Source organism: Kribbella sp. NPDC104218 (assembly GCF_055584105.1).
Genome location: NZ_JBVJMQ010000003.1, coordinates 777,296 through 801,374, shown reverse-complemented (window position 1 = coordinate 801,374; position 24,079 = coordinate 777,296). Strand labels below are relative to the sequence as shown.

22 protein-coding genes are annotated in these 24,079 nt (G+C 70.6%); 12 read left to right on the top strand and 10 right to left on the bottom strand.

All coding sequences use genetic code 11. The features are described from left to right. Position 1: 1 nt before the first annotated feature. The 4 genes from ACZ6ZD_RS28420 to ACZ6ZD_RS28405 all read right to left on the bottom strand — a co-directional run bounded on the left by ACZ6ZD_RS28420 (position 2) and on the right by ACZ6ZD_RS28405 (position 4,128). Positions 2 to 613 (bottom strand): DUF5998 family protein, encoded by a 612-nt coding sequence (locus ACZ6ZD_RS28420; RefSeq protein WP_465676974.1) that lies wholly within the window; start codon positions 611 to 613, stop codon positions 2 to 4. 58 nt (positions 614 to 671) lie between these two features. Continuing rightward, positions 672 to 2,306: an FtsX-like permease family protein gene (locus tag ACZ6ZD_RS28415; protein ID WP_465676973.1), complete on the bottom strand. Its 1,635-nt coding sequence runs from the start codon at positions 2,304 to 2,306 to the stop codon at positions 672 to 674. Between the two features lie 5 nt (positions 2,307 to 2,311). Beyond that, the gene (locus tag ACZ6ZD_RS28410; protein WP_465676972.1) at positions 2,312 to 3,019 is read right to left on the bottom strand and encodes an ABC transporter ATP-binding protein; all 708 of its coding nucleotides are present in this window, start codon (positions 3,017 to 3,019) and stop codon (positions 2,312 to 2,314) included. A 92-nt stretch (positions 3,020 to 3,111) separates the two neighbouring features. Then, complete coding sequence (locus ACZ6ZD_RS28405) at positions 3,112 to 4,128, bottom strand: P1 family peptidase (protein WP_465676971.1); 1,017 nt, start codon at positions 4,126 to 4,128, stop codon at positions 3,112 to 3,114. A gap of 52 nt (positions 4,129 to 4,180) precedes the next feature. On the opposite strand from ACZ6ZD_RS28405, the gene ACZ6ZD_RS28400 reads away from it, so the two are divergent. After that, the gene (locus ACZ6ZD_RS28400) at positions 4,181 to 4,687 is read left to right on the top strand and encodes a DUF2087 domain-containing protein (protein WP_465676970.1); all 507 of its coding nucleotides are present in this window, start codon (positions 4,181 to 4,183) and stop codon (positions 4,685 to 4,687) included. Here ACZ6ZD_RS28400 and ACZ6ZD_RS28395 read toward each other — a convergent pair whose 3' ends face one another. After that, entirely contained in the window at positions 4,688 to 7,414 is a 2,727-nt protein-coding gene (locus tag ACZ6ZD_RS28395; RefSeq protein ID WP_465676969.1) for a bifunctional acetate--CoA ligase family protein/GNAT family N-acetyltransferase, read from the bottom strand. Positions 7,415 to 7,449: 35 nt separating this feature from the next. On the opposite strand from ACZ6ZD_RS28395, the gene ACZ6ZD_RS28390 reads away from it, so the two are divergent. The 4 genes from ACZ6ZD_RS28390 to ACZ6ZD_RS28375 are packed head-to-tail and all read left to right on the top strand — an operon-like array spanning position 7,450 to position 11,221. Next, positions 7,450 to 8,502: an ArsB/NhaD family transporter gene (locus ACZ6ZD_RS28390; RefSeq protein WP_465676968.1), complete on the top strand. Its 1,053-nt coding sequence runs from the start codon at positions 7,450 to 7,452 to the stop codon at positions 8,500 to 8,502. A 9-nt stretch (positions 8,503 to 8,511) separates the two neighbouring features. Then, positions 8,512 to 10,212 carry an AMP-binding protein gene (locus tag ACZ6ZD_RS28385; RefSeq protein WP_465676967.1) on the top strand — a complete coding sequence of 567 codons (1,701 nt, stop codon included), beginning with the start codon at positions 8,512 to 8,514 and terminating at the stop codon, positions 10,210 to 10,212. After that, entirely contained in the window at positions 10,209 to 10,976 is a 768-nt protein-coding gene (locus ACZ6ZD_RS28380) for an ABC transporter permease (RefSeq protein WP_465676966.1), read from the top strand. The genes ACZ6ZD_RS28385 and ACZ6ZD_RS28380 overlap by 4 nt, the downstream gene beginning before the upstream one ends. Next, positions 10,973 to 11,221: a DUF2630 family protein gene (locus ACZ6ZD_RS28375; protein WP_465676965.1), complete on the top strand. Its 249-nt coding sequence runs from the start codon at positions 10,973 to 10,975 to the stop codon at positions 11,219 to 11,221. Before ACZ6ZD_RS28380 ends, ACZ6ZD_RS28375 begins: the two co-directional genes overlap by 4 nt. Here ACZ6ZD_RS28375 and ACZ6ZD_RS28370 read toward each other — a convergent pair. The 4 genes from ACZ6ZD_RS28370 to ACZ6ZD_RS28355 are packed head-to-tail and all read right to left on the bottom strand — an operon-like array spanning position 11,218 to position 13,959. After that, on the bottom strand, positions 11,218 to 11,637 hold the full coding sequence (locus ACZ6ZD_RS28370) for a TIGR03667 family PPOX class F420-dependent oxidoreductase (RefSeq protein WP_465676964.1): 420 nt from the start codon (positions 11,635 to 11,637) through the stop codon (positions 11,218 to 11,220). The genes ACZ6ZD_RS28375 and ACZ6ZD_RS28370 overlap by 4 nt on opposite strands. A gap of 8 nt (positions 11,638 to 11,645) precedes the next feature. Next, on the bottom strand, positions 11,646 to 12,047 hold the full coding sequence (locus ACZ6ZD_RS28365) for a CoA-binding protein (RefSeq protein WP_465676963.1): 402 nt from the start codon (positions 12,045 to 12,047) through the stop codon (positions 11,646 to 11,648). Positions 12,048 to 12,061: 14 nt separating this feature from the next. Further along, the gene (locus ACZ6ZD_RS28360) at positions 12,062 to 12,715 is read right to left on the bottom strand and encodes a response regulator (protein ID WP_171673285.1); all 654 of its coding nucleotides are present in this window, start codon (positions 12,713 to 12,715) and stop codon (positions 12,062 to 12,064) included. Then, on the bottom strand, positions 12,697 to 13,959 hold the full coding sequence (locus ACZ6ZD_RS28355; RefSeq protein ID WP_465676962.1) for a sensor histidine kinase: 1,263 nt from the start codon (positions 13,957 to 13,959) through the stop codon (positions 12,697 to 12,699). Before ACZ6ZD_RS28355 ends, ACZ6ZD_RS28360 begins: the two co-directional genes overlap by 19 nt. A gap of 121 nt (positions 13,960 to 14,080) precedes the next feature. Between ACZ6ZD_RS28355 and ACZ6ZD_RS28350 the strand changes: the two genes are divergently transcribed. The 7 genes from ACZ6ZD_RS28350 to ACZ6ZD_RS28320 all read left to right on the top strand — a co-directional run bounded on the left by ACZ6ZD_RS28350 (position 14,081) and on the right by ACZ6ZD_RS28320 (position 23,186). Continuing rightward, positions 14,081 to 14,848: an ABC transporter ATP-binding protein gene (locus ACZ6ZD_RS28350; RefSeq protein ID WP_465676961.1), complete on the top strand. Its 768-nt coding sequence runs from the start codon at positions 14,081 to 14,083 to the stop codon at positions 14,846 to 14,848. Then, positions 14,845 to 16,800 (top strand): ABC transporter permease, encoded by a 1,956-nt coding sequence (locus tag ACZ6ZD_RS28345; protein WP_465676960.1) that lies wholly within the window; start codon positions 14,845 to 14,847, stop codon positions 16,798 to 16,800. The genes ACZ6ZD_RS28350 and ACZ6ZD_RS28345 overlap by 4 nt, the downstream gene beginning before the upstream one ends. A 138-nt stretch (positions 16,801 to 16,938) precedes the next feature. Further along, positions 16,939 to 19,308, top strand: a complete 2,370-nt coding sequence (locus tag ACZ6ZD_RS28340) for a DNA gyrase/topoisomerase IV subunit A (RefSeq protein ID WP_465677478.1) — start codon at positions 16,939 to 16,941, stop codon at positions 19,306 to 19,308. A 4-nt stretch (positions 19,309 to 19,312) separates the two neighbouring features. Continuing rightward, positions 19,313 to 20,017, top strand: coding sequence for an LppX_LprAFG lipoprotein (locus ACZ6ZD_RS28335; RefSeq protein ID WP_465676959.1), 705 nt, complete (start codon positions 19,313 to 19,315; stop codon positions 20,015 to 20,017). Next, on the top strand, positions 20,014 to 21,687 hold the full coding sequence (locus ACZ6ZD_RS28330; RefSeq protein ID WP_465676958.1) for an MFS transporter: 1,674 nt from the start codon (positions 20,014 to 20,016) through the stop codon (positions 21,685 to 21,687). Before ACZ6ZD_RS28335 ends, ACZ6ZD_RS28330 begins: the two co-directional genes overlap by 4 nt. Positions 21,688 to 21,732: 45 nt before the next feature. Continuing rightward, positions 21,733 to 22,689 carry a sucrase ferredoxin gene (locus ACZ6ZD_RS28325; RefSeq protein WP_465676957.1) on the top strand — a complete coding sequence of 319 codons (957 nt, stop codon included), beginning with the start codon at positions 21,733 to 21,735 and terminating at the stop codon, positions 22,687 to 22,689. Beyond that, entirely contained in the window at positions 22,686 to 23,186 is a 501-nt protein-coding gene (locus ACZ6ZD_RS28320; RefSeq protein WP_465676956.1) for a beta-class carbonic anhydrase, read from the top strand. The genes ACZ6ZD_RS28325 and ACZ6ZD_RS28320 overlap by 4 nt, the downstream gene beginning before the upstream one ends. On the opposite strand, the gene ACZ6ZD_RS28315 is transcribed toward ACZ6ZD_RS28320, so the two are convergent. Further along, complete coding sequence (locus ACZ6ZD_RS28315; RefSeq protein ID WP_465676955.1) at positions 23,187 to 23,972, bottom strand: carbonic anhydrase; 786 nt, start codon at positions 23,970 to 23,972, stop codon at positions 23,187 to 23,189. Positions 23,973 to 24,079 lie beyond the last annotated feature (107 nt).

Below are 24,079 nucleotides of genomic sequence, written 5' to 3'. Positions count from 1 at the left end.
ACTACCGGCTGGTCGCGAACGACAGCGCGCGAGCGAAGTCGAGCACCTGCTGGATGCCGGCCGGGCCGTCGGCGGCCGCGCTGATCCGCAACGAGATGTCGTCGGCCGCGACCGAGCCGGTGTAGCCGTGGTCGGCCTCGCAGTTCGGGTCGGCGCAGACGGCCGGCTCGAGGTCGATCCGGTTCACCATGCCCCAGCCGATCGTCAGCACGACCTCGCCGCCGCCGGAGACGGCCGGGTCGGCCTTGCCGGAGGCGTAGCCGGCCGGATTCGGGACGACGCGGTTGACGACCACGGCGTTCACCCGCTGCAGCGGGATGGCCTCGGTGGACGTCGACGCGTACGGCGCGCGGATCAGGTCGTCGGCGGCGTGCTCGTCGGTGTGGCCGACGATCAGCCGGGTCGGGGTCAGGCACAGGATCGTGATGTGCCGCCGGACCTCGTCGCGGTCGAAGGTCGGCTCGTGCTGGAGCACGAAGGCCCGGATCGGCTCGCTCGCGATGGCGATCGCGAGCGAGTCCGAGACGACGTCTGGGTAGTAGCCGCACTGGTCGATCGCCTGCCGGAGCGCCGTCGAGGCGTCGGCGAGCTCCGGTGCATTCAGGTCACGCATGCCCTCATCCTTGCACGACCGCGCCCTGGCCCGTTGCCCCCTTGTGGACAACTCGCGATCAGTTCGCACTTGCCTTCCGCAGCACCGGCGAACCCGCGGTGCCGGCGACCGCGACCAGCGCGAGCCCGACGACGACCTGACCGATCAGGAGCAGGACACCGGTGTTGCCCTGGGTGAAGACCTGTCCCCCGCTGAGCGCCAGCCCGCACAGCGCGCCGAACCCGACCACCGGTAGCCCGACCCCGAGCACCGGCGTCACCGCGGCCAGCCGCGCGGACCGCTCGATCACGCTCAGCGGGACCCCGGCCCGGCGCAGCGCCTTGGCTGGTTTGGCCTGGTCCAGCGCCGTACCGACCGCACCGGCCGCAGTGGACGCGGCGACGGTCAGAAAGACCAGACCGAGCAGAAGCGCGACGCCGATCCGCATGTCCTGAGTGGTCGGGTCGCTGTCGCCACCGGGGATGAAGACCGAGATGAACCCAGTCACGAAGCCGCTCAGCACCAGTGCCGCGACCGGCCGGAATGCGCCCTTCGGGTCGTCAGCCAACCGGCGTCCGGCCAGCAGCATCACCGGACCGTTGGACGTGTTCGCCATCATCTTGCCGATCATCTGCACCGCCCACGGCCCGATGATGCGGACGGCGAGTGCCCCGAAGCCGATGGCGATCAGCAGGGGCACGATCGCCGCACCCATCCCCAGGGTGGCCAGCATGATCGGCCCGATCAGCAGAAGCACCAGCCGGAACGCACTGGTCGCTTTCCGGGTCTGACCGCGGACGACGCCCAGCGGGGTGATGCTGACCCGGCCGAGCCCGATCAGCGCACTGATCACCGACAGGACCGGTACGGCGACCAGCACCAGCGGAACGGTCCACCAGTTCGGGGTGATGTCGGAGACGTACCAGCGGCCGCCGCCGAGTGGGATGAGGGCGATCAGCGGTGTCAGGACGACGTACCCGATCAGTCCGACGACCGCACCGGCCAGACCGAGGACGGTCTGCTCGACCGAGCTCAGCCAGAGGACCTGGGCACGGGTGGAGCCAGCCAGACGCAATGCGGCCAGCCGGTGCTCACGCCGCTTCGCAGCGACACCAGCCGCCTGCCCGACCAGACTGAGCAGCGGGAACAGCACCAGGATGATGCCGAACGCGACGGCGATCAGCAGCGCGTAGATGCGGTCGTCCTTGGTGTCGTTGACCCAGCTGCTCACGTAGTTCGGGTAGTTGCTGTCGATCTTCGCCACGCCCTGGATGACGACCAGCTCTTCCGGCGACGCGAGGCCCTTGTCGGTGATCACACCGGTTGGCTTATCGATGCCGTACTCGCCCTTGAGACTGGACCAGTGTTTGGCGACCTCCGGTGAGACGAACACCTCCCCCGGCGCCGGCACGTGGTCCAGCCCGGGCGGCGGCTGGCTGCTCGGCTTCAGCGACTGCAGCTGGAGCACGGTCAGCGGATCGCCGTTGAGCTTCTTGCCGTGCACGTCCTTGAGGACGCCGACCGCCCCCTGCTCGGTGCCCTCGTCCGTACCGCGCCAGCCGACCCGGTCCGAGCGCTGCGCCAGTCCGAGCGAGCCCGCGATCAGAAACGTCAGCAGCAGCGCAACGATCGCCGTCGCGCCCAGCGCCGCCAGGTTGGCCGCCCGTCCACCCGGACCGGGACGGCGGACGAACCGCAGTCCCAGATCAGTCATCGGATTCATCGCACGGCCCCCATCGACTCGCTGACGCGACCGTCGACGATCGTCAGCACTCGGTGGCAGCGTGCGGCGACCGAGTTGTCATGTGTGACCACGACGACGGCAGCACCGCGGTACGTCGCCGCACCGATCAGCAGGTCGATCACCTGCGAACCGGTGGCCGCGTCCAGCGCGCCGGTCGGCTCGTCGGCGAACACCACCTGCGGCTCGCCGACCAGCGCCCGCGCGATCGCGACGCGCTGCGCCTGCCCACCGGACAGCTCGCCAGGACGCCGTCCGGCCTCCTGCGCCAGCCCTACCTGGGCGAGCATGTTCCGGGCCCGGCCGATCGCGTCCCGGCGGCTGAGGCCGTCGACCATCAGCGGCAGTGCGACGTTCTCGTCGGCCGGCAGCTCGGCGAGCAGCTGGTTGTCCTGGAAGACGAAGCCGAGGCGGCGGCGCCGCAGGACGGTGCGGGCGGCGTCGTTCAGGTTGTCGACGCGCTCGCCGCCCAGCCGGACCTCGCCCTGGTCCGGGGTGAGGATGCCGGCCAGGACGTGCAGCAGCGTGGTCTTGCCGTTGCCGCTGGGGCCCATCACGGCCAGCGCCTCGCCGGACCGGACGCCGACGTCCACGCCGGCCAGACCGACGACGTTGCCGTAGTACTTGACCAGGCCGTGACCACTGAGGACGACCTGGGGGCTGAGTTGGGGACTCTGGAAGCTCATGGTGACGAGCTTTCCGCCTGCGCGGCCCTGATTCGTCGGCCCGTGGACCGGTCTTGGTATCGCCTTACGGTGTCGTTCGGCGACGGCGCGTACTACCTCGGTCGTACATCGAAAGCCGAGGGGAACGCGTCGCGATAGCTCGGGAACCCGCCCGCGGACTCCGCGTTCAGGACGCCGTGCACGACCGCACGGCTCAGCGTCCGCGCGCCGGCGGCGAAGACCGTCTCCAGCCGCAGCAGCGCGGCTGGGTCGGTGACGCTCAGGCGCTCCCCGGCGCCGGTAGACAGCGCGAAGATGCTGTCGCCATCGACGAGCGTGTGGATCGGATCGACCGCGCGGGCCAGCCCGTCGTGCGCGACCATCGCCATCCGCTTGGCGGCCGCCTTGTTCAGCGGGACGTCGGTCGCGACGACCGCGATCACCGTGTTCATCGCCGGCCCGGTCGCGACCGGCGGCGGCTCCGTCGGCGGGCGGAGGTCAGCGAACTCCTCCCCCAGGCCGAGCCGCGCGCCGTACAGGACGCCGTCCGCGTCGATCGCCGAGCCGACCGCGTTCACGATCACCAGCGCGCCGACCGTGCTGCCGTCGTCCAGCCGAACGCTGGCCGTGCCGACGCCGCCCTTCAGCGCACCGGCCTTGGCCCCGGCGCCGGCTCCATGGTTGCCCATGGCAACTGGCCCGTCGGTGGCGGCAGCGATCGCGTCGCGACCCCACGACGCCTCCGGCCGCGCCTGGAACCCGCCGCCCCGGCCGAGATCGAAGATCACCGCGGCCGGCACGATCGGGACGACGTCCAGCACGCCGGGCCCGACCCGCACACCCTCGCCGCGCTCCTCGAGCCAGCGCATCACCCCGCCCGCGGCGTCCAGCCCGTACGCGCTCCCGCCGGTCAGTACGACCGCGTTCACCCCGGGGTTGGAGTTCACCGGGTCGAGCAGATCGGTCTCGCGCGTCCCCGGCGCCCCGCCGCGGACGTCGACGCCCGCAACCGCGCCGGCCGGCACGTGAACGACCGTCGTCCCGGTCAGGTAGGGCGCGTCAATGCGCTCGACCTGGCCGACCAGCACCCCCGGCACGTCGGTGATGGCGTTCAGCGGACCGGGCTGCATCGGCGGTTCCTCTCCCGAAAATCTGGTTGCCACCGACATTAGCGTGGAAGCCATGAACACCCATCAGCTCTGTGGTCTGCTGGCCGAACCGTCGAGACTGCGCACGTACTCCGCCGTCGTCCTCGGCGCCACCACTCCCGAGCAGGTCGCCGGGAGCACCGGGCTGAGCGCAGCTGTGGTCGGGAAGGCGCTGCAGAAGCTGATCAAGGCCGGGCTGGTCGAGGCCGCGCCGAAACTCACCGCCGACGAATCAGTGTTCAAGGACGCCGTCCGCGACAACGCCCCGGAGTGGACGCCGCTCGTCGACGACCCCGAGCGCGATCACGTCCTGCGCGCCTTCGTCCGCGACGGCCGCCTGACCCACTTCCCGACGTACCCGGAGAAGCTGCAGATCGTGCTCGAGTACTTCGCGACCGACTTCGAACCCGGCCGCGACTACCCCGAGCGCGAGGTCAACGAGCTTCTCAACCGCCGGCACGCCGACCACGCGGCCCTGCGCCGGATGCTGGTCGACGCCCGCCTGCTCACCCGGGCCGACAGCGTCTACCGCCGGGCCTGATCAGGTCAGGCGGCGGGCCGGGGTGTCCTGGCGGGGCTTCTCGTTCGGGGCGATCCGGATCGTGGTGTCGAGGACGGTCGAGCCCTGGACGGCGACCAGGACCGAGCGGAGGTCGAGTTTGACGACCTCCTCCAGGTCGAGGGTCAGCCGGGACACCCGGTGCAGCAGGTTCTCGATGGCGGAGATGTCGACCGGGTCGCTGCCGCGGTAGCCGTAGAGCAGCGGCGCGGCCCGGACCTCGCGGACCATCTCGGCGGCGTCGCGGGTGGTCAGCGGGGGCATCCGGTACGAGCTGTCGCCGAGCAGGTCGGTCGCGACGCCGGACAGGCCGAAGCTGACCACCGGCCCGAACGACACGTCCTCGATCGCCGAGATCACCACCGGGACGCCGGGCGGCGCCATCTTCTGGACGACGAACTGCGCGCGGCCCGGGTCGGCCGCGACGCCGAAGGTGCGGGTCATCTCGGCCCACGCGGCGCGCATGTCGTCCTCGTCGTGGATGTGCCGCCAGATGTCGGCCAGGTCGGGGCGCATCCGCCACTGCTCGGCGGTCGCCTTCAGGATCACCTCGAAGCCGAGGTCCGCGGCGCGGGCGACCGCTTCGTCGGCGCTGAGCACCGGGAAGGACGGGAGCACCGAGATCCCGTAGAAGCTCAGCAGCCGCTGCCGGTCGGCCTCGTCCAGGTCGGCGCCGCGCGGGTGCCGCTGCAGGTACTCGGCGACGAAGTCCTCCGCGCCGGCGGTGTCGACGTCGGGCAGCTCGGGGATGTGGCTGTCGGACCGGCGGCGCCACTCGGCGTACTGCGTCGCCTTCGCGAGCGCGCCCACGGCGTACTGCGGGTTCAGGAACGAGGGGATCGACCCACGGGCCGCGCCGCCGTCGCCGTCCGGGACGCGGAGCTGCTCGGGGACGCGCCGGGAGGCGAGGAACGTGGACAGCACCGGCTTGTCCGAACCGGCGGCCGCCGCGGTGATCGCCGCCGCGACCTCGGCGCCGCTGGACTGCACCGGCGGGGTGTAGATCACGACGACGGAATGGACGCTGTCGTCGGCGAAGACCTCGGACAGGGCCGCGCCGAAGTCTCCGGCGGCGGCATCCGGGCTCAGGTTGCGCGGCTCCCCCGCCGTCTCCAAGCCGCAGGTCGCCATCGTGTCCAGCGCGAGCAGCGTCAGCGCGTCGGAGTTGCTGACGATCGCGACCCGGCGGCCCTTGGGCAGCGGCTGGTGCGCGAGGAGCTGCGCGACGTCGAACAGCTCGCCGGTGGTGTCGACGCCGATCAGCCCGCTCTGCCGGAACATCGACTCGATCGTGGCCGGGGGCAACTTGCTGCGCCGGACCAGCTGGCCGAGCGGCACGCCCTGCGTGGCCCGCCCCGACTTCAGCGCGACCACCGGTTTGCGCCCGGCGAGCCGGCGCGCGACCCGGCTGAACTTGCGCGGGTTGCCCAGCGACTCCAGGTAGAGCAGGACGACCTCGGTCGCCTCGTCGGAGTACCAGTACTGCATCAGGTCGTTGCCGGAGACATCGGCCCGGTTCCCCGCCGAGACGAAACTCGACAGCCCGACGCCACGCGCGGCCATGTCGGCGAGGATCGGTACGCCGAGCGCGCCGGACTGGCAGAAGAACGCCACCCGCCCGCGGCCCGGCATGACCGGTGAGAGGGTCGCGTTCAGCGAGACGCCGACCGCGGTGTTGATCAGGCCGAGCGCGTTCGGCCCGATCACGCGCATGCCGTACGAGCGGGCCAGACCGGTCAGGTACCGCTGCCGTTTGCGGCCTTCGTCGCCGATCTCGGCGAACCCGCTCGACACGACGACCAGCCCGCGCACGCCCTTGGCCGCGCAGTCCAGGACGACGTCCGCCACGGTCTCGGCCCGGACGGCGACCACGGCCAGGTCGACCGTGTCGTCGATGTCGCGGATCGTTCCGTACGCCGGAACGCCCTCGATCTCGGTCGCGGAGGTGTCCGCGTTGACGGCGTACAGGCGGCCGGGGAAGCCGCTGTCGCGCAGGTTCCGGACGAGGGCGTTGCCGATGCTGCCTTCGCGCCGGCTGGCGCCGATCACCGCGACGCTGGACGGCGTCAGCAGCCGGGCGATCGACAGCGCCTCCGAGCGCTGCTCGCGGGCCTGCATCACCCCGAACGACGTGTCGGTCGGCGCGATGTCGAACTCGACCATGATCACGCCGTCCTCGAACTCGCGCGCGACCTTGTAGCCGGCCTCGGTGAAGACGGTGATCATCTTGCGGTTGTCGGGCAGGACCTCGGCGACGAAGCGGACGATGCCGTTCTCCCGGGCGGCCTGGGCCAGGTGCTCGAGCAGCAGTTGCCCGAGGCCCCGGCCCTGGTGCGCGTCCTCGATCAGGAACGCCACCTCGGCCGTGCGGCGGCCGGTCCGCTCGTAGCGGCCGACGCCGATCATGTCGTTGCCCACGGTCACGATCAGCGCGAGCCGGTCGTGGTAGTCGACCTGGGTGAACCGCGCCACATCGCGGTCGGACAGCTGCGGGTAGGGCGCGAAGAAGCGGTAGTACTTGGACTGCTCCGACACCCGCGCGTAGAACGCGACCAGCAGGTCGGCGTCGCCCGGAGTGATCGGCCGTAAGTGGGCTGTCGCGCCGTCGCGCAGGACGACGTCCGCCTCGTAGTCCACCGGGTAATCCGCCGGAGCCCGCACGGCATACTGTGCAGGCTCGTCGGGCGTCTGGTCATCCGGCGGGGTCACTCGGCCAGCGTACTCAACGGGACTGACAGGGGGCGGTGAATTTGGTCGCGCGGATCGCACCGGTCCTCGTGTTCCTGGTCGCAGTGACGGTCATCGCCGAGCTGGCCGACAAGGCCAAGGTCTTCGACGTCGCCGCCCGCGAGGCAGCTCACCTGGCCCGCGGCAAGGTCTGGCGGCTGTGGCTGCTCGTGGTGGTCCTGGCGACCGGGCTGACGATCGTGCTGTCACTGGACACCTGTGCGGTGCTGCTGACACCGGTCGTGCTGGCGATGGCCAGGCAGCTGAGCATCCCGCCGAAGCTGTTCGCGTTCACCACGGTCTGGCTGGCCGGTACGGCGTCCCTGCTGCTGCCCGTCTCGAACCTGACCAACCTGCTCGCGCTCCACCAGTTCCGCACCCTCGACACGTCGTACCTGGCGCACACCTGGCGACCGGCGATCGCAGCGATCCTCATCACGGTCGTCGTGCTCGCAGTGCTGTTCCACCGCGACCTCGGCCGCTCGTACGACGTACCGGCGACGCCACACGTCGACGACAAGGTGTTGTTCTGGGGCTCGACAGCGGTCTGCGTACTACTCGGACCGGCGTTCGTCTCCGGTGTGGAGGTCGCCTGGCCGGCCAGTATCGGTGCGCTCATTCTGGTCGGGCTGTTCGCGGTCCGGCGCCGCAGCGAGCTCCGCTGGTCGCTCATCCCGGCCAAGCTGGTGGTCGGCGTCGTCATCCTGTTCACGGTCGTTGCCTTCCTCACCGACCACGGTCTGGAGACTGTGCTGCGTCAGGTCGCCGGTACGACGTCCGACCTGCGGCTCAGCGCGACAGCGGCGCTCGGCGCCAATCTGTTCGACAACCTGCCGGCGTACCTGGCCATGGAGCCGGTCGCGTCGTCCGACCCGCACCGGATGACAGCGCTGCTGATCGGCGTCAACACCGGTTGCCTGCTCACCCTGTGGGGTTCACTGGCCACTCTGCTGTGGCGGGCGCGCTGCCGGGCGGCCGGCGTCCACATCTCTTGGTGGTCGTTTCTGTGGCGTGGGCTGATTCTGACACCGCTCGTGATCGTGGGGTCGGTTCTCGCGCTGAATGGGTAATGTGCGGGCATGGCTACGGAACGCAGCACGGCCGAGGTGACGCGGCAATTCCGGGCAGCACGCGACTTTCTGGTTGCGCACCGGGAGGACTACGACACGGCGTACCGGGACTTCAACTGGCCGGTCTTCGAGCGGTTCAACTGGGCGCGGGACTGGTTCGACGCCCTGGCGGTCGAGCAGCCGGAGGTAGCGGCGCTGACGATCGTCGAGGAGGACGGCGAGGTCAACTCGCGCACCTACGCCGAGCTGGCCGAACGGTCCGGCAAAGTGGCCGGCTGGCTCACCGAGGCCGGTCTGACACCAGGCGACCGCGTACTGATCGTGCTGGGCAACAGCGTCCCGCTGTGGGAGGTGATGCTGGCCTGCATCCGCGCCGGCGCAGTCATGATCCCGGCGACCACACTGCTCACCGACGCCGACCTGGCCGACCGGATCGCCCGCGGCAACGTCCGGGCCGTCGTCACCGCCAGCAGCGAGACCAGCCGGTACGCCGGGATCGCGGACGACCTCATCCGGGTCGCCGTCGGCGAGCCGGTAGACGGCTGGCAGCACTACGACGACTTCGCCCAGTACGCCGGCCCGGTGCCGGACGTCGACACCGCAGCCGACGACTCGTTGCTGCTCTACTTCACCTCCGGAACGACCAGCCAGCCGAAGCTCGTCGAGCACACCCAGGTCAGCTACCCGGTCGGCCACCTCTCGACGATGTACTGGATCGGCCTGCAGCCCGGCGACGTCCATCTGAACGTCTCCTCACCCGGCTGGGCCAAGCACTCCTGGAGCAACGTTTTCGCGCCCTGGAACGCGGGCGCGACCGTCTTCCTCTACAACTACACGCGCTTCGACGCCGAGAAGATGCTGCAGGTCCTGCAGACCTACGGCGTGACGACGTTCTGCGCTCCGCCGACCGTCTGGCGGATGCTGATCCAGGCGGACCTGTCCGCGGTCGAGGTCGCGATCCGCGAGTGCATCTCGGCCGGTGAGCCGCTGAACCCAGAGGTGATCGAGCAGGTCCGCAACGCGTGGGGCATCACGATCCGCGACGGCTACGGGCAGACCGAGACCACCGCGCAGATCGGCAACCCGCCCGGCCAGCCGGTCAAACTCGGCTCGATGGGCCGGCCGCTGCCCGGGTACACGATCGCGCTGGTCGATCCGGCGTCCGACGAGATCGGCGACGACGGCGAGATCTGCATCGAGCTCGCTCCCCCGCCGGTCCCGCTGATGCGCGGCTACCGCGATGCGGCCGAGCTGACCGACGAGGTGATGCGGGGCGGCTACTACCACACCGGCGACGTCGCGAGCCGTGACGAGGACGGCTACATCACCTATGTCGGCCGCTCCGACGACGTGTTCAAGGCCAGCGACTACCGGATCTCGCCGTTCGAGCTGGAGTCGGTGCTGATCGAGCATCCGGCCGTCGCCGAGGCCGCCGTCGTCCCGTCGCCGGATCCGGTCCGGCTGGCGGTTCCGAAGGCGTACGTCGTCCTGGCCGCCGGGTACGAGCCGACGCGGGAGCTGGCCGCGGAGATCCTCGGCTTCTGCCGCGACCACCTGGCGCCGTACAAGCGGATCCGGCGGATCGAGTTCGCCGAGCTGCCGAAAACCATCTCGGGCAAGATCCGGCGCGTGGAGCTGCGGACCGCCGAGGCCGCGAAGACCGAGGCCGGCGAGCACGCGTACGACGAAGCCGACTTCAAACCCGAATGAATCTCGACACCGGGCTCGGCTGGGCCGCGATCGCCGTCCTGCCGCTTCTGATCGTGATCGGCGTGGCCGGTTCGCGGTACGCCGGGCTGCGGCACGACAAGGGGATCGTCACGGCCGCGCTGCGGGCAGTCCTGCAGCTGGCCGCGGTCGGCCTGGTCGTCGGGTTCGCGCTCCAGCACACGTACGGCGCGATCGCGTTCGTACTGCTCATGTTCGGCGTCGCCACCTTCACCAGCACGAGGCGGCTGCACGAGACCGCCGCCGTACCCCGCCAGTGGCTCTACTGCGGCACCGCGATCGGAGCGGGCGCTCTGACCGTACTGCTCCTGCTGATCCTGCCCGGCGTCGTCCCGCGGAACCCGGCCACGATCCTGCCCATGGGCGGCATCATCGTCGGCGGAACGATGACAGCGACCACTCTGGCCGGTCGGCGGGTGCTGAGCGAGTACGGCGCCCAGTTCGGCCAGTACGAGGCCGGGCTGTCGATCGGGCTGCTGCCGCGCGAGGCGTTCAAACTCGTCGTAGGCCCGGTCGCAGGCGACGCGCTGCTCCCGGCCCTCGACCAGACCCGCACGGTCGGCCTGGTGTCGCTGCCCGGCGCCTTCGTCGGGATGGTGCTCGGCGGGGCCTCGCCCGCCGCCGCGGCCGCGCTGCAGCTCGTCGTCCTGGTCGGGCTGATCGCCGCCGAGACGATCGCCATCCTGACCATCACCGAGCTGTTGTCCCGCGCCCGCCTTCCGGACGGGCGTACGGTTTCCTCATGACCGATGACAAGAGCCTCTTCAGCCGGATCGACGAGCTCGTCGCGGAGGAGCACGAGCTCCGCGGCAAGCACGCCGCCGGCCAGATCGCCGACGAGGACGAGCACGCTCGCCTGAAGGCCCTCGAGGTCGAGCTCGACCAGTGCTGGGACCTGCTCCGGCAGCGCCGGGCCAAGCGCGAGTTCGGCGAGGACCCGGACACCGCGCAGGCCCGCCCGGCCTCGACCGTCGAGGGCTACCTCAACTAGAACCCGCGCAGCTTGTCCGGAGTGATCCGGATGACCACCGAGTACTCCGCGTGGAACTGCTCGGTGGTCATCCCGAGACCGACGATGTCGTCGCCGTACTTCTTGTTGTAGATCGCGACCACGTCGGCCGGCAGCGGCTCGGCGTCGATCCGCGCCGCCCCGGAGATGACGCCGACGTCGCCGCCGCCGTACGTCGCGTTGAAGTTCACCGCGACCTGCGGATGCGTCTCGATGTTGCGCACCTTGGCCTTGTTGCGCTGGCTGCTGATCAGCAGCTCGCCGTCGTGCCACAAGAACCAGACCGGGTTCGGCGCCGGCGTCCCCGATTTACCGACCGTGGTCAGCCACACGACGCGCTCGTCGTCCAGTTGCCGGGTGATCCGCTTGCCGAAGTCGGTCGAGGTGTCGATGTCCATCTGGCCCCTTAGGTCGGTCCGAGCCGCGCCCACTCGATCGCCGGGCAGTGGTTCATCACCATCGTGAGCCCGGCGGCCGTCGTCCGCGTGTACGCGTCGTGGTCGATTACACCCAGCTGGAACCACACCGCCTTGGCGTTGATTCCCACCGCCTGGTCCGCGATCTCGCCGGCCAGCTCGGAGCGGACGAACACGTCCACGCAGTCCACCGGGAACGGGATGTCGGCCAGCGACGCGTACCCCGGCTCCCCGTGCACGGCCGCGGCCGACGGGTGCACCGGGACGATCCGCTTCCCGCGGCCCTGCAGGAAGCGGGCTACGCCGTACGCCGCGCGCTCGGTGTTGTTCGACAGGCCCACCACGGCCCAGGTCTCGCAGTCGGCCAGGATCTTCCGGATGTCCGCGTCCATACCTCGATGTTCCCTCAGCCACGCAAGTACGTGAGCACCGCGGAGACCCGGCGGTCGAGGCCGTCGTCGAGCTGGAGCTTGGCGAAGATGTTGCCGACGTGTTTGCGGACGGCGGCCTCGCTAACGACGAGCTGGTCGGCGATCGCGCCGTTCACGTGCCCTTCGGCCATCAGCGCGAGCACCTCCAGCTCGCGCGGCGTGAGCGCGGCCAGCGGGCCGTCGTTGCGGCGCCGGGCGAGCAGCTGGCGGACGACCTCGGGGTCGACGACGGTGCCGCCGCCGGCGACCCGGTCCAGCGACTCCAGGAACTCCGCGACGTGGCCTACCCGGTCCTTCAGCAGGTAGCCGATCCCGCCGGTGGTCGACTCCAGCAGCGAGGACAGGTACGCGTCGGCGACGTACTGCGAGAGCACCAGGATGCCGATCGCCGGGAAGTCGGCCCGGATGGCGGCGGCCGCGCGCAGCCCCTCGTCGCTGTGCCCGGGCGGCATGCGGACGTCGGTGATCACGACGTCCGGCGGGTCCTTGCGGACGACGGCCAGCAGCGTCTCGGCGTCCCCGACGCTGTCGCGCACCTCGTGCCCGGCGCGGTCGAGGATGCTGGCCAGGCCCTCGCGTAACAGCATCGAGTCTTCGGCCAGCACAATGCTCAGTCGCCGAGTCGGCACGGGCACTCCATTCGCAGTCGGGTCGGCCCACCGGGCGGGCTGTCGACGACGAGTGTGCCGCCCAAGGCGTCCAACCGAGTCACCAGCCCGGTCAGACCGCTCCCGGCACCGACCGTCGCACCGCCGATCCCGTCATCGGTGATCGTGATGATCAGGAGGTCGTCCGCACGCCGGCCGACCACCTCGCAGGTGGTCGCGTTCGCGTGTTTGGCGACGTTGGCCAGCGCCTCGCTGACCACGAAGTACGCCGCGGCCTCGATCGGCGCGGGCAGCCGGTCCGGAAGTGAGATCGTCACGGTGGTCGGCAGCGGACTGCGGTCGGCGACCTCCCGGATCGCGGCCTCCAGACCGAGGTCGACCAGCACCCGCGGGTGGATGCCTCGCACCGCTTCGCGCAGGTCGGCCAGCGCGGCCTCGGCTTCGGAGTGCGCTTTGATCACCAGCCGCTTGCCCTCGCCCTCGGGCAGGTCCAGCTCAGCCAGACCCAGGGTCATCGTCAGACCGACCAGCCGCTGCTGGACGCCGTCGTGCAGATGCCGCTCGATCCGCTGACGCTCGGTCTCGAACGCGTCGACCAGATCGAGCCGGGACCGGCGCAGCTCGGCCACATTCCGCTGCAGCTCCTCCTGACGCGGCCCGAGCATGGCCTTGGCCAGCGACGCCTCCGCGGCCGCCAGCACACCGATCAGGTACGAGCTCACCGCGTAGAACACCGGACCGAACGTGAACAGGAAGAGGAAGCCTTCCTGCGCGTTGTCCAGCGTCCAGGGCCCCATCCCCATCTCGTCGCCGTCGGCAATGATCGGCGCCAGCACCGTGACGCCGAGGATGGTCGCGCACAGACCGGCCAGCGCGAGGCTGAACGGCCAGACGAACACCCCGAGCACGAACCCGTAACCCAGCGCCCGCATCGACGCCTGCTCCCGACGGCGGAACTTCAGCTTCTGCCGCAGCGTCAGCGCGTCCGGCATCGCCGCGTGCGGACTCCGGACGCCGTCCACCAGCATCAGACCGGCCCGGAACCGCTCGGTGGTACCGATCAGCACCCCGAACAACGGGAACAGCGGCAGCAGCATCAGCCCGATCAGAATCGGGCTCAGCACCGCGCTGGTCGCGGCCGCGCCCATCAACAGCGTGATCGTCACGATCCCGATCGGGACCGAGCTGAACAGGTAGGCATAGCTACGCCACGGCCACGACGACACCAGGAAGCGCGGCGATGCCAGCGCCTGCCAGCCCGTCATCGGTCTCTCCACCCGGTCAACCCTAGGTCCGGCGCGGGCCGCGGGACGGTAGCGTGCGCGCTACTCCGGGTCTCTTCCGTAGGCCCGCGCTTCGCGGCCGCTGCCGCGGTTGGCTGACACCATGACCGCAATCGCGCCCTCGTACCCGAGTGCCCCGCAGGCCTCGGCGCCCGCTCTCGTCCTGGACGGGATCACCAAGACCTACCGTTCCAAGGCCGGTGGAGTCGACGCGCTCCGCGGCGTCACCTACCACTTCCCGCGGGGCTCGTTCACCGCAGTGATGGGCCCGTCGGGCTCGGGCAAGTCGACGCTGCTGCAGTGCGCGGCCGGCCTCGATCAGCCGACCACCGGCGCCGTCGTCCTGGGTGGGGTGAACCTGCGCGGTCTCGGCGAGGTGGAGCTGACGAAGCTGCGGCGTGCGGAGATGGGCTTCGTCTTCCAGGCGTACAACCTGCTCCCCTCGCTGACGGTCTTCGACAACGTCGCGCTGCCGCTGCGGCTGACCGGTAAGCGGCCGAGCCGCAGCGACGTGCTCGGCGTCCTGGAGCAGGTCGGTCTGGGCGACAAGGCCAAGCGGCGTCCGGCCGAGCTGTCCGGCGGCCAGCAGCAGCGGGTCGCGATCGCGCGCGCGTTGATCACCCGGCCGTCGGTGTTCTTCGCCGACGAGCCGACCGGAGCGCTCGACAGCAACAGCAGCCGGCAGGTGCTCGCGCTGTTGCGGGAGGCAACCGACCGGGCCGGGCAGACGGTCGTGATGGTGACCCACGACCCGGTCGCGGCGGCGTACGCCGAGCGCGTGCTGTTCCTGTCGGACGGGCTCCTCGCCGGTCACATCGACCGCGGGACGCCGAGCCAGATCGCTGCTGCGATGAGTGAGCTCGAGCGATGATCTTCCAGCTCAGCCGGCAGACCGTCAGCCGGCACAAGTCCCTGTACGTCGGGTCGTTCGTCGCGCTCGCGTTCGGGGTGTTCATGCTCGGGCTGGCCGCAACGGCGACCGCCGCGACCGTCGCCTATCGCGGCCCGCTCGGCGCGGTCGTCAAGGTCACGACATTGGGCGGGCAGGACACTCCCCCGCAGCGCGTCAGCATCCGGACCGGCGCCGAGGACCTCTCCGGCCTGCAGACCGTCCTCAGCATGGTCGGCTCGATCTGCGGCTTCATCACGATCTTCGTGATCGCCAGCACCTTCGCGTTCGCCGTCGCCTCCCGGCGCCGCGAGCTCGGCCTGCTGCGGCTGATCGGCGCGACGCCGCGCCAGATCCGCCGGATGATCCTCGGCGAGGCCCTGGTCGTCGCGGTCGCCGCCGCGCTGACCGGCGCTCTCTTCGCCCACCTGGCGACTCCGCTACTGCTGGCCAAGGCGTCGTACTCCGAACTCGCACCGGTCAAGCTGGAGCCCGCATCACCCTGGCTGCCGCTGTCGATCGCGATGGCCATCGGACTCGTGGTCGCGCTCCTCGGCGCCCACGCCGCGGCCCGTCGCGCGGGCCGGATCGCGCCGATCGACGCACTCCGCGAGGCCGCGCTGGAACCGCCGCGGATCGGGCCGGTACGGATCGTCTTCGGCAGCCTGTTCCTGGCCGGTTCGATCGCGCTGCTCGCGCTGATCCGGCCGTCGTCCGGCGAGGCCGCGATGCCGTTGGCGATGTTCACCCCGATGCTGCTGGTGATCGGACTGACGCTGATCGCGCCGATCGTCGTCCCGCTGCTCGGCAAGCTCTGGGCCGCGCCGCTGGTCGCCTGGACGCACGTATCCGGGCGGCTGGCCCGCAGCAACATCGTCGCCGCGCCCCGGCGCAGCGCCTCGCTGGCCGCGCCGATCCTGACCATCTCCGCCATCGCCGGGTCGATGGTGCTCAGCCTGAGCTTCGCCGCGGACAGCGAGGCGGCCAGTCTGCGGGACACGATGATCGCGCCGATCGTCGTCCCGGGCGGATCGGCCGCGAAGGTCGCGGCGACACCCGGCGTCGAGGTCGTGGACGCCGGGCTGCCGGTGCAGTTCGTGCGGATCAGCACCGACTACGCGGAGCTGGAGTCCGCCGAGGGCATCGACCCGGCCGTCGCCGGCCGGACCCGGCAGCTGACGCCGCTCAAGGGCGATCTGCGCCGGCTCACCGGCAACACCGTTGCTGTGAGCAAGGAAATGGCCGGGTTCGAGCGGTACCGGGTGGGCAGCAAGATCCCGGTCACGTTCCTGGACAAGACCCAGGTGAAACTCACCGTCGTCGCGATCGTCCCGGACGCGTTCGGGCTGAACCCGTCGTTCCTCGTCCCGGCCGACCTCGCCCGCAAACACGCGCCGGCCGCACAGCCCGAGCGGCTGTTCGTCCTCCCGGCCGCCGGTGTCGACGCCGCCGAGCTGACCACCCGGATCGACGGCGCCATCTCCGCCCGGGCCTGGGAGGCGCAGCAAGCCGAGGGACTGCGGAAGGGCAATCAGTTCGGCCTGATCCTGCTGCTCGGCCCGGCCGCCCTCTACAGCGCGATCGCGATCGCCAACACCCTGCTGATGGGCAGCCTGCAGCGGCGCCAGGAGTTCACCACCTCGCGACTGCTCGGCGCCACTCCGGCCCAGCTCCGGCGGATGGTCCTGTGGGAATCCGTCCTGGTCGGCGCGACCGCGCTCAGCCAGGGCGCGGTGATCACGCTGACCGTCGGCCTGCTCGTCCGGTACGCGATGACGGCGGGTCTGAGCGACGTCCCGATCACCGTCCCGTGGGGTGTTCTGCTGGGTATCGGCGGAGTCTGTCTGACCTTGGCGGTAGGGTCCGCCTTGGCCCCGGCTAGCTACATCCTGCGGGTCGTGAACCGGGAAACGGCGGTTCACCAGGGACAATGAGGGTTGGCGTCCGCCCCGTCGCGGCGCTGCACCGGTTCGATCGAGGAGTCTGCACCCCGTATGGCACGCCGTTCCAGTACCACCGCCGAGCCCGAGGACTTCGAGGAGCGCATCCTCGACGTCGATGTCTCCGACGAGATGCGCTCCAGCTTCCTGGAGTACGCCTACTCGGTGATCTACGCCCGGGCGCTGCCCGACGCCCGGGACGGCCTCAAGCCGGTGCAGCGGCGGATCCTGTTCTCGATGGCGGAGAACAACATCCGCCCCGACCGCGGGCACGTGAAATCGGCCCGCGTCGTCGGTGAGGTGATGGGTAAGTACCACCCGCACGGCGACGGCGCGATCTACGACGCCCTGGTCCGGACGGCGCAGCCCTGGTCGATGCGGCTGCCGCTGATCGACGGCCACGGGAACTTCGGCTCCCTCGACGACGGCCCGGCCGCGATGCGGTACACCGAGTGCCGGATGGCGCCGTCGGCGGTCGCGATGACGAACGGCCTGGACGAGAACGTCGTCGAGTTCCGCCCGAACTACGACGGCCGCGAGGAGGAGCCGGCCGTCCTCCCGGCCGCCTTCCCGAACCTGCTCGTCAACGGCGCCGCCGGGATCGCGGTCGGGATGGCCACCAACATGGCCCCGCACAACCTGATCGAGGTGGTCCAGGCGCTGCGGCACCTGATCAAGACGCCGAACGCCGACCTCGACGACCTGATGCGCTTCGTCCCGGGTCCGGATCTGCCGACCGGCGGCAAGGTGGTCGGGCTGGAGGGCATCAAGGACGCCTACGCCACCGGCCGGGGCAGCTTCAAGATGCGCGCGACCGCCCGGATCGAGAACGTCACCCCGCGCCGCAAGGGCATCGTGGTCACCGAGCTGCCCTACACGGTCGGCCCGGAGAAGGTGATCGAGAAGATCAAGACGCTGGTCCAGGCCAAGAAGCTGCAGGGCATCTCCGACGTCAAGGACCTGACCGACCGCGCGCACGGCACCCAGCTGGTGATCGAGGTCAAGAACGGCTTCGTCCCCGAGGCGCTGCTGGAGCAGCTGTACAAGCTGACCCCGCTGGAGGACTCGTTCTCGATCAACGCGGTCTGCCTGGTCGACGGCCAGCCGCGCACGCTCGGCCTGCGCGACCTGCTGCAGGTCTACCTCGAGCACCGCTACGACGTCGTCAAGCGGCGCAGCGAGTTCCGCCGGACGAAGGCCCAGGACCGGCTGCACATCGTCGACGGCCTGCTGATCGCGATCCTCGACATCGACGAGGTCATCCAGATCATCCGGACCAGTGACGACGCGGCCGCCGCCCGGGCCCGGCTGATCGAGATCTACGACCTGTCCGAGATCCAGGCCAACTACATCCTGGACATGCCGCTGCGCCGGCTGACGAAGTTCTCCAAACTCGAGCTGGACACCGAGAAGGCCGAGCTGGAGCGCGAGATCGAGCGGCTCACCGCCATCCTCGAGGACGAGGCGCTGCTGAAGAAGACCGTCTCCGAGGAGCTGGCCGAGGTCGCCAAGACCTACGGCACCCCGCGCCGCACGGTGCTGCTGGAGTCGTCGGGCGCGACGAAGACCGCGGCCGTCCCGCTCGAGGTCACCGACGACCCGTGCTGGATCCTGATGAGCTCGACCGGCCTGCTGGCCCGGACCAACGGCGTCGAGCCGTTCGGCACCGAGGGCCGCGCCAAACACGACGCGATCGTCTCGGCGATCAAGAGCACCGCCCGCGGTCAGTACGGGCTCGTCACGAGCACCGGCCGGTTGATCCGGCTGGAGTCGCTCGACCTGCCCGCCGTCCCGACGACGGCCAACGCGCCGAACCTGCAGGGCGGCGCGCCGATCGCCGAGTTCGTCTCCCTCGACCCGGGTGAGAAGGCGCTCGCGCTCACCACGATGGATCCGGAGTCCGTCGGCGTCGCGCTCGGTACGGCGGGCGGCGTCGTGAAGCGCGTCGTCCCGGACCACCTGAGCAACCGCGACTCCTGGGAGATCGTCCGGCTCAACGACGGCGACGAGGTGATCGGCGCGGTCGAGCTGAGCACCGGCGAAGAGGAGCTGTGCTTCGTCACCTCCGACGCGCAGCTGCTGCACTTCCCGGCGTCCGCCGTCCGTCCGCAGGGCCGGACGGCCGGCGGAATGGCCGGCGTCCGGCTGGCCAGCGGTGCGAAGGCGGTGTTCTTCGGCGCGATCGACCCGGGCCGGGAGGCTCAGGTCGTCACGATCGCCGGCTCGTCGTCCGCCCTGCCGGGCACGGAGGTCGGCGCGGTGAAGGTGACCCCGTTCTCGGAGTACCCGGGCAAGGGCCGCGGCACCGGCGGTGTGCGGTGCCAGCGGCTGCTCAAGGGTGAGGACGGGCTGCTGCTCGCCTTCATCGGGGCGGCTCCGGTCAAGGCGAGCGCGAGCAGCGGCGCGCCGGTGGATCTGCCGCCGGTCGACCCGCGTCGCGACGGTTCCGGCGTCCCCGTGGCGCAGCCCATCGCGGCCCTGGCCGCCGAGCTGGCAGGCTGATGACATGAAGAAACTGTTCGCGCTCGGCGCGGTGCTCGTGGTGGTGCTCGCCGGTTGCAGCGACAAGAAGGACGCCGGGGGCGGCGGCGGGCAGTCCGACGACGCCGTCGCGCAGCTCACGGCCGCCAAGAAGGCGATCGACGAGGCGAGCAGTGTGCACATCGTGCTCACCGGCCGTGACCTGCCGGACAGCGCCCAGACGCTGGCCAGTGGCGACGGCGTCGCGACCCACGCTCCGGCCTTCAAGGGCAAGCTGACCATCCGGACCGGCGGCTCCCCGATCGACTCCGAGGTCGTCGCCGTCGACAAGAAGGTCTACGCGAAGCTCCCCTTCACCGGCAGCTTCATCGAGCTCACCCCCGACCAGCTGGCCGGCTTCGGCGCGCCCGACCCGGCCATCCTGCTCGACCCGGCCAAGGGCCTGACCGCCGTCCTGCCCGCGCTGAAGGACCCGAAGGTCAAGGGCGACACCCGCGACGGCGCCAAGGTGCTCACCGAGATCACCGGCGCCGTCACCGGCAAGTCCCTGCAGGGCATCTTCCCCAAGGCTCCCGCCGACCAGGACTTCCCCAGCACCTTCAAACTCGACAAGGAGACCAAGCAGCTCGTCGCCGCGACCATCTCCGGCCCGTTCTACGACGGCGCGACCAGCAGCTACGACATCACCTTCGACAAGTACGGCGAGCAGGTAGAAATCACCAAGCCGTGACCGAGGTAGCTGTGCGGCCGCGGGTGCGGCTGGGGCTGGCTTCGGCGGCGGTGGCTTTTGCAGCGGCCGATACCTACGTCGTCGTGCTGGCGTTGCCGGAGCTGATGGCCGGGGTGGGGTTGTCGGCGGACGAGTTGCAGCGGGCGGCACCGATCATCTCGGGGTTCTTGCTGGGCTACATCGCGGTGCTGCCGTTGATCGGGCGGATCGCTGATGTGGTCGGGCGGACGCCGGTGCTGGTCGCGGCGCTGATGTTGTTCGCGGTCGGGTCGCTGGTGACGGCGGCGGCGTACGACCTGCCCTTGGTGGTAACCGGTCGGTTTCTGCAGGGTGTAGGCGGCGGCGGGCTGGTGCCGGCGACGCTGGCGCTGGTGGCGGACCTGTGGCCGGCTGAGCGGCGCGGATTGCCGCTGGGGGTGGTCGGTGCGGTTCAGGAGCTGGGGTCCGTTCTAGGGCCGCTCCTGGGCGCGGCTGTGCTTGCGGTGGCTGACTGGCGGTACATCTTCTGGCTGAACCTGCTGGTCGCCGTCGTGCTGGCTGTCCTGCTGCGCGGCGTACGGCGTCCGCCCTGGTCAGCAGCTCTGGGGGTCGTGGCGTGCGTCGCCCTGGGCTTCACGCTGACCGCACCGCAACGCCTGGCCACCGATGTGACCCTTGGCCTGCCTTTCGTGCCGTTCAGCGGCGACTCACGGCTGCTGACCCCGATCGGCGTCGTCACGCTCGTGCTGGCCCTGGCGTGGGCTGCGCTCGTCTTGTGGCGCGCCCGGGGGCGGCTGACCGGCGTACTGGGCCAGATCGACCTCATCGGCGCCCTCCTGCTCGCGCTGGCGCTGTCCGGCGTCGTCCTGGCCTTCGCCACGGCTGACCCCGAGCGTGAGCTGATGGCGCCGGCTGGGCCCTGGCTGCTGGTCGGCGCCGCGGTCTTCGGCGTCCTGTTCGCGCTCTGGCAGCGGCGTACGACGCATGCGATCGTCCCGGCCGGCCTGTTGCGGCCTGGCCCGGCCTGGGGCTCGCTCCTGGTCAGTTTCCTGGTCGGCTGTGCGCTGATCGCCGCGCTCGTCGACGTACCGGTCTTCGCCCGCACCACTCAGGGCGGCGGTCAGCTGGCTGCGGCTCTGGTGCTGCTCCGGTTCCTGATCGCTCTCCCGGTTGGCGCAGTGGCCGGCGGCTGGCTCACCCGCCGGTTCGGCCTCGGCTGGATCACCGCCGCAGGGCTCGCGCTCGCGGGCGCGATGTTCGTCGTGATGGCTTTCTGGAGCCGCGACGCGCTGGACCATTTCGCCTCGACCGGCGTCCTGCTCCTGTGCGGCTTCGGCTTCGGGCTGGCGCTCTCCCCGGTCAACACCGCCGTCCTCGGCGTCACGCCCGCGCACAGCCACGGCCTGGTCAGCGCGCTCGTCGTGGTCGCGCGGATGGTCGGCATGCTCGTCGGCGTCTCCGCGCTGACCGCGATCGGTCTGCGCCGGTACTTCGCCCTGGTCGCCGACGTCCCCTCGCCGAACGAGCTCTGCCCGTCGTCCCCCGGCTCCTGCCGCCCGTTCGTCGACGCCCTCCAGGACGCCGCCGTCGCACAGGTGCACACGATCTTCGCCGGCGCCGCCGTCTGCGCGTTCCTGGCCGCAATCCTCGCCGTCGCGCTACTCGGGCGGCGTGTCGTTGTGCACACTTGATGGACCCTGCGCCGAACTGAGGCATACCTAACCTACAGTGGTCTCGTGAGAGTTCCACCCGACGCGACCGGTCGGCCAGGTCTGTGCTCGACCTTCTGCCGTCAGCTCCTCGAGCCGCTCGAGGGATCAGCCATTGTCGCCAGCGGCTGGGTCGTCCTGGAGCAACCCGGCCCGTGGGGCGCGGACGCCGTCGTGAACAGCCATCTGAACCCGGAGTTCGGCGGCCGGTTCGATGCCGAGTGCAAGAAGGCCGACGTCCGCTTCGGCCTGATCCGGACGCCGGGGCGGCACTCGTTCCCCGCCAACCACGTCCAGCAGGTCTACGTCGCCTCGACCGTGCCCGGCCGATCCTGGTTGCTGACCGCCCACCTCGAGGACCCGCTGCTCCTCGACCACCTCGATCTCAGCGCGATCGCCCGCGGCGACCGCGAGGCCGTCGACGCCTCGCTGCCCGGGCTGGTCCCGGTCGAGGAGTCGATCATGCTGGTCTGCACCAACGGCAAGCGCGACGAGTGCTGCGCGATCCTCGGCCGCCCGCTGGTGAACGCGGTCGCCGAGGCCAAGCCCGGCCGGGTCTGGGAGGCCAGCCACCTCGGCGGGCACCGCTTCTCGCCGACCGCGACGCTGCTGCCGGCCGGCACCATGCACGGACACCTCAACACCGAGACCGCGCTGGAGGTCCTCGACGCGTCCGACCGCGGCGAGACCGTGCTCACCGGCCTGCGCGGCCGCACGACCTGGACGAAGCGCGGTCAGGCCGCGGAAATCGCGGTGCGTAAACTGACAGGCGAACTAGCACTGGACGCCCTCACCGTCGCGGGCGAAGACGTCGAATCCGTGACTGTGTGGCATCGCGACGGCCGGTCCTGGAAAGTACCGGTCACCAGCGCCCCCGCCGATCCACCCCGTCCGGAATCCTGCGGAAAGGAGCCGTTCGCGATGAACATCCTGCAAGCCGGTATCCCGGTCCCCGTCCTCACCGTCGCCGGTGGCCTGCGATGACGGCCCCGGGTTTCGAGGACCTGCTGGCGGCGAACGCCGAGTACGCCGCCGACTTCCACTACGGCGGTTTCGACGGGATCGCCCAGGCGGGCGTCGGCGTCGTCACCTGTATGGACTCGCGGATCCCGCCGCTGGAGATGCTCGGCCTGAAGCCGGGTGACGCCAAGGTGCTGCGCAGCGCCGGCGGCCGGGTCACCGAGATCACGCTGTCCGGGCTGGTGCTCGGCGTCCAGCTGCTCGGCGTCCGGCGGATCATGGTCATCCCGCACACCCGGTGCGCGATGGCCGCGATGTCGGAGAGCGAGCTGCGCGCCAAGGTCGCGCAGGCCTCGGGCAAGCCGGCCGGCTACCTGCCGATCAGCGTCATCCCGGACCAGCTGGAGGCGCTGCACCACGACGTGGTCGCCGTCCGCGAGCACCCGCTGATCGGCGAGGACATCCTGGTCGGCGGCTTCATGTACGACGTCGACAGCGGCAAGCTCACCCAGCACGACTAGTCAGCTGACGAGTACTTTGCCGGTGTCCAGTTCGTAGTAGGCGCCGACGAGTTTGACCTTGCCGGCCTGTTCGAGCGGGCCGATCACCGGGGACTGGCGCAGCTTGCCGAGCACCATGTCGACATTTGCGTGGATGGCGTTGGTCAGCCGGTCCCCGGGCTGACCTGCCACCCGCCGGACGGCGGGGGCCAGGGTCTCGACCAGGTAGCCGATCTGACCGGCCTCAGCGGTCCGCTGCTTGGCGTCCACCGCCTTGATCGTGGCATCCAGCGCACCGCAGCGCTGATGGCCCAGAACGACCAGCAGCGGCGTGTGCAGCTCGGCGACGCCGAACTCCAGGCTCCCGGTCACCGAATGGTCGAGCGCCTCCCCCGCGCTGCGGACGACGACCAGGTCGCCGAGCCCCTGGTCGAAGACGAGCTCGATCGGGACCCGTGAGTCCACGCAACCGAGGATGGTCGCGAACGGGTGCTGGCCCTTGCTGACGGCGACCCGGCGCGCGACGCCCTCGTCCAGGCGCTCATCGCGTTCGGCGACGAAGCGCGCGTTCCCGGCGAGCAGCCGGTCGAGCGCCTGCCGGCCGGTGGCGACCGGTTCGGCGGTCGGCGGGAACGATCCGCCGGTGGCTGACCCGGCGTTGGTGGGCGGCGCGTCCGAACCGGTACCCCCGGGGACGACCGACGCGTCCGGGGGCGTACCGTCCGAACAGGCGGCGAGGCCGGTCAAACCGGCTCCCGTGGCCAGCGCTGTGGTCAGAAAGCGGCGGCGGGTGGTGGTGCTGCTCAACGGCGTACTCCTCAAAAGGCTGCGCGGCGTGGGCGTCCGCCGCCTTCCGAAGGTAGCGCGTTGCATACTGTCTGCAATACCCATTCTTGTGTAGATCTCTCGGCGTT

Excerpts from the sequence above, each read along its gene's own strand:
- ACZ6ZD_RS28420 (WP_465676974.1), bottom strand. The coding sequence starts at position 613 with ATGCGTGACCTGAATGCACCGGAGCTCGCCGACGCCTCGACGGCGCTC.
- ACZ6ZD_RS28415 (WP_465676973.1), bottom strand. The coding sequence starts at position 2,306 with ATGACTGATCTGGGACTGCGGTTCGTCCGCCGTCCCGGTCCGGGTGGA.
- ACZ6ZD_RS28410 (WP_465676972.1), bottom strand. The coding sequence starts at position 3,019 with ATGAGCTTCCAGAGTCCCCAACTCAGCCCCCAGGTCGTCCTCAGTGGT.
- ACZ6ZD_RS28405 (WP_465676971.1), bottom strand. The coding sequence starts at position 4,128 with ATGCAGCCCGGTCCGCTGAACGCCATCACCGACGTGCCGGGGGTGCTG.
- ACZ6ZD_RS28400 (WP_465676970.1), top strand. The coding sequence starts at position 4,181 with ATGAACACCCATCAGCTCTGTGGTCTGCTGGCCGAACCGTCGAGACTG.
- ACZ6ZD_RS28385 (WP_465676967.1), top strand. The coding sequence starts at position 8,512 with ATGGCTACGGAACGCAGCACGGCCGAGGTGACGCGGCAATTCCGGGCA.
- ACZ6ZD_RS28380 (WP_465676966.1), top strand. The coding sequence starts at position 10,209 with ATGAATCTCGACACCGGGCTCGGCTGGGCCGCGATCGCCGTCCTGCCG.
- ACZ6ZD_RS28375 (WP_465676965.1), top strand. The coding sequence starts at position 10,973 with ATGACCGATGACAAGAGCCTCTTCAGCCGGATCGACGAGCTCGTCGCG.
- ACZ6ZD_RS28370 (WP_465676964.1), bottom strand. The coding sequence starts at position 11,637 with ATGGACATCGACACCTCGACCGACTTCGGCAAGCGGATCACCCGGCAA.
- ACZ6ZD_RS28365 (WP_465676963.1), bottom strand. The coding sequence starts at position 12,047 with ATGGACGCGGACATCCGGAAGATCCTGGCCGACTGCGAGACCTGGGCC.
- ACZ6ZD_RS28355 (WP_465676962.1), bottom strand. The coding sequence starts at position 13,959 with ATGACGGGCTGGCAGGCGCTGGCATCGCCGCGCTTCCTGGTGTCGTCG.
- ACZ6ZD_RS28350 (WP_465676961.1), top strand. The coding sequence starts at position 14,081 with ATGACCGCAATCGCGCCCTCGTACCCGAGTGCCCCGCAGGCCTCGGCG.
- ACZ6ZD_RS28345 (WP_465676960.1), top strand. The coding sequence starts at position 14,845 with ATGATCTTCCAGCTCAGCCGGCAGACCGTCAGCCGGCACAAGTCCCTG.
- ACZ6ZD_RS28340 (WP_465677478.1), top strand. The coding sequence starts at position 16,939 with ATGCGCTCCAGCTTCCTGGAGTACGCCTACTCGGTGATCTACGCCCGG.
- ACZ6ZD_RS28335 (WP_465676959.1), top strand. The coding sequence starts at position 19,313 with ATGAAGAAACTGTTCGCGCTCGGCGCGGTGCTCGTGGTGGTGCTCGCC.
- ACZ6ZD_RS28320 (WP_465676956.1), top strand. The coding sequence starts at position 22,686 with ATGACGGCCCCGGGTTTCGAGGACCTGCTGGCGGCGAACGCCGAGTAC.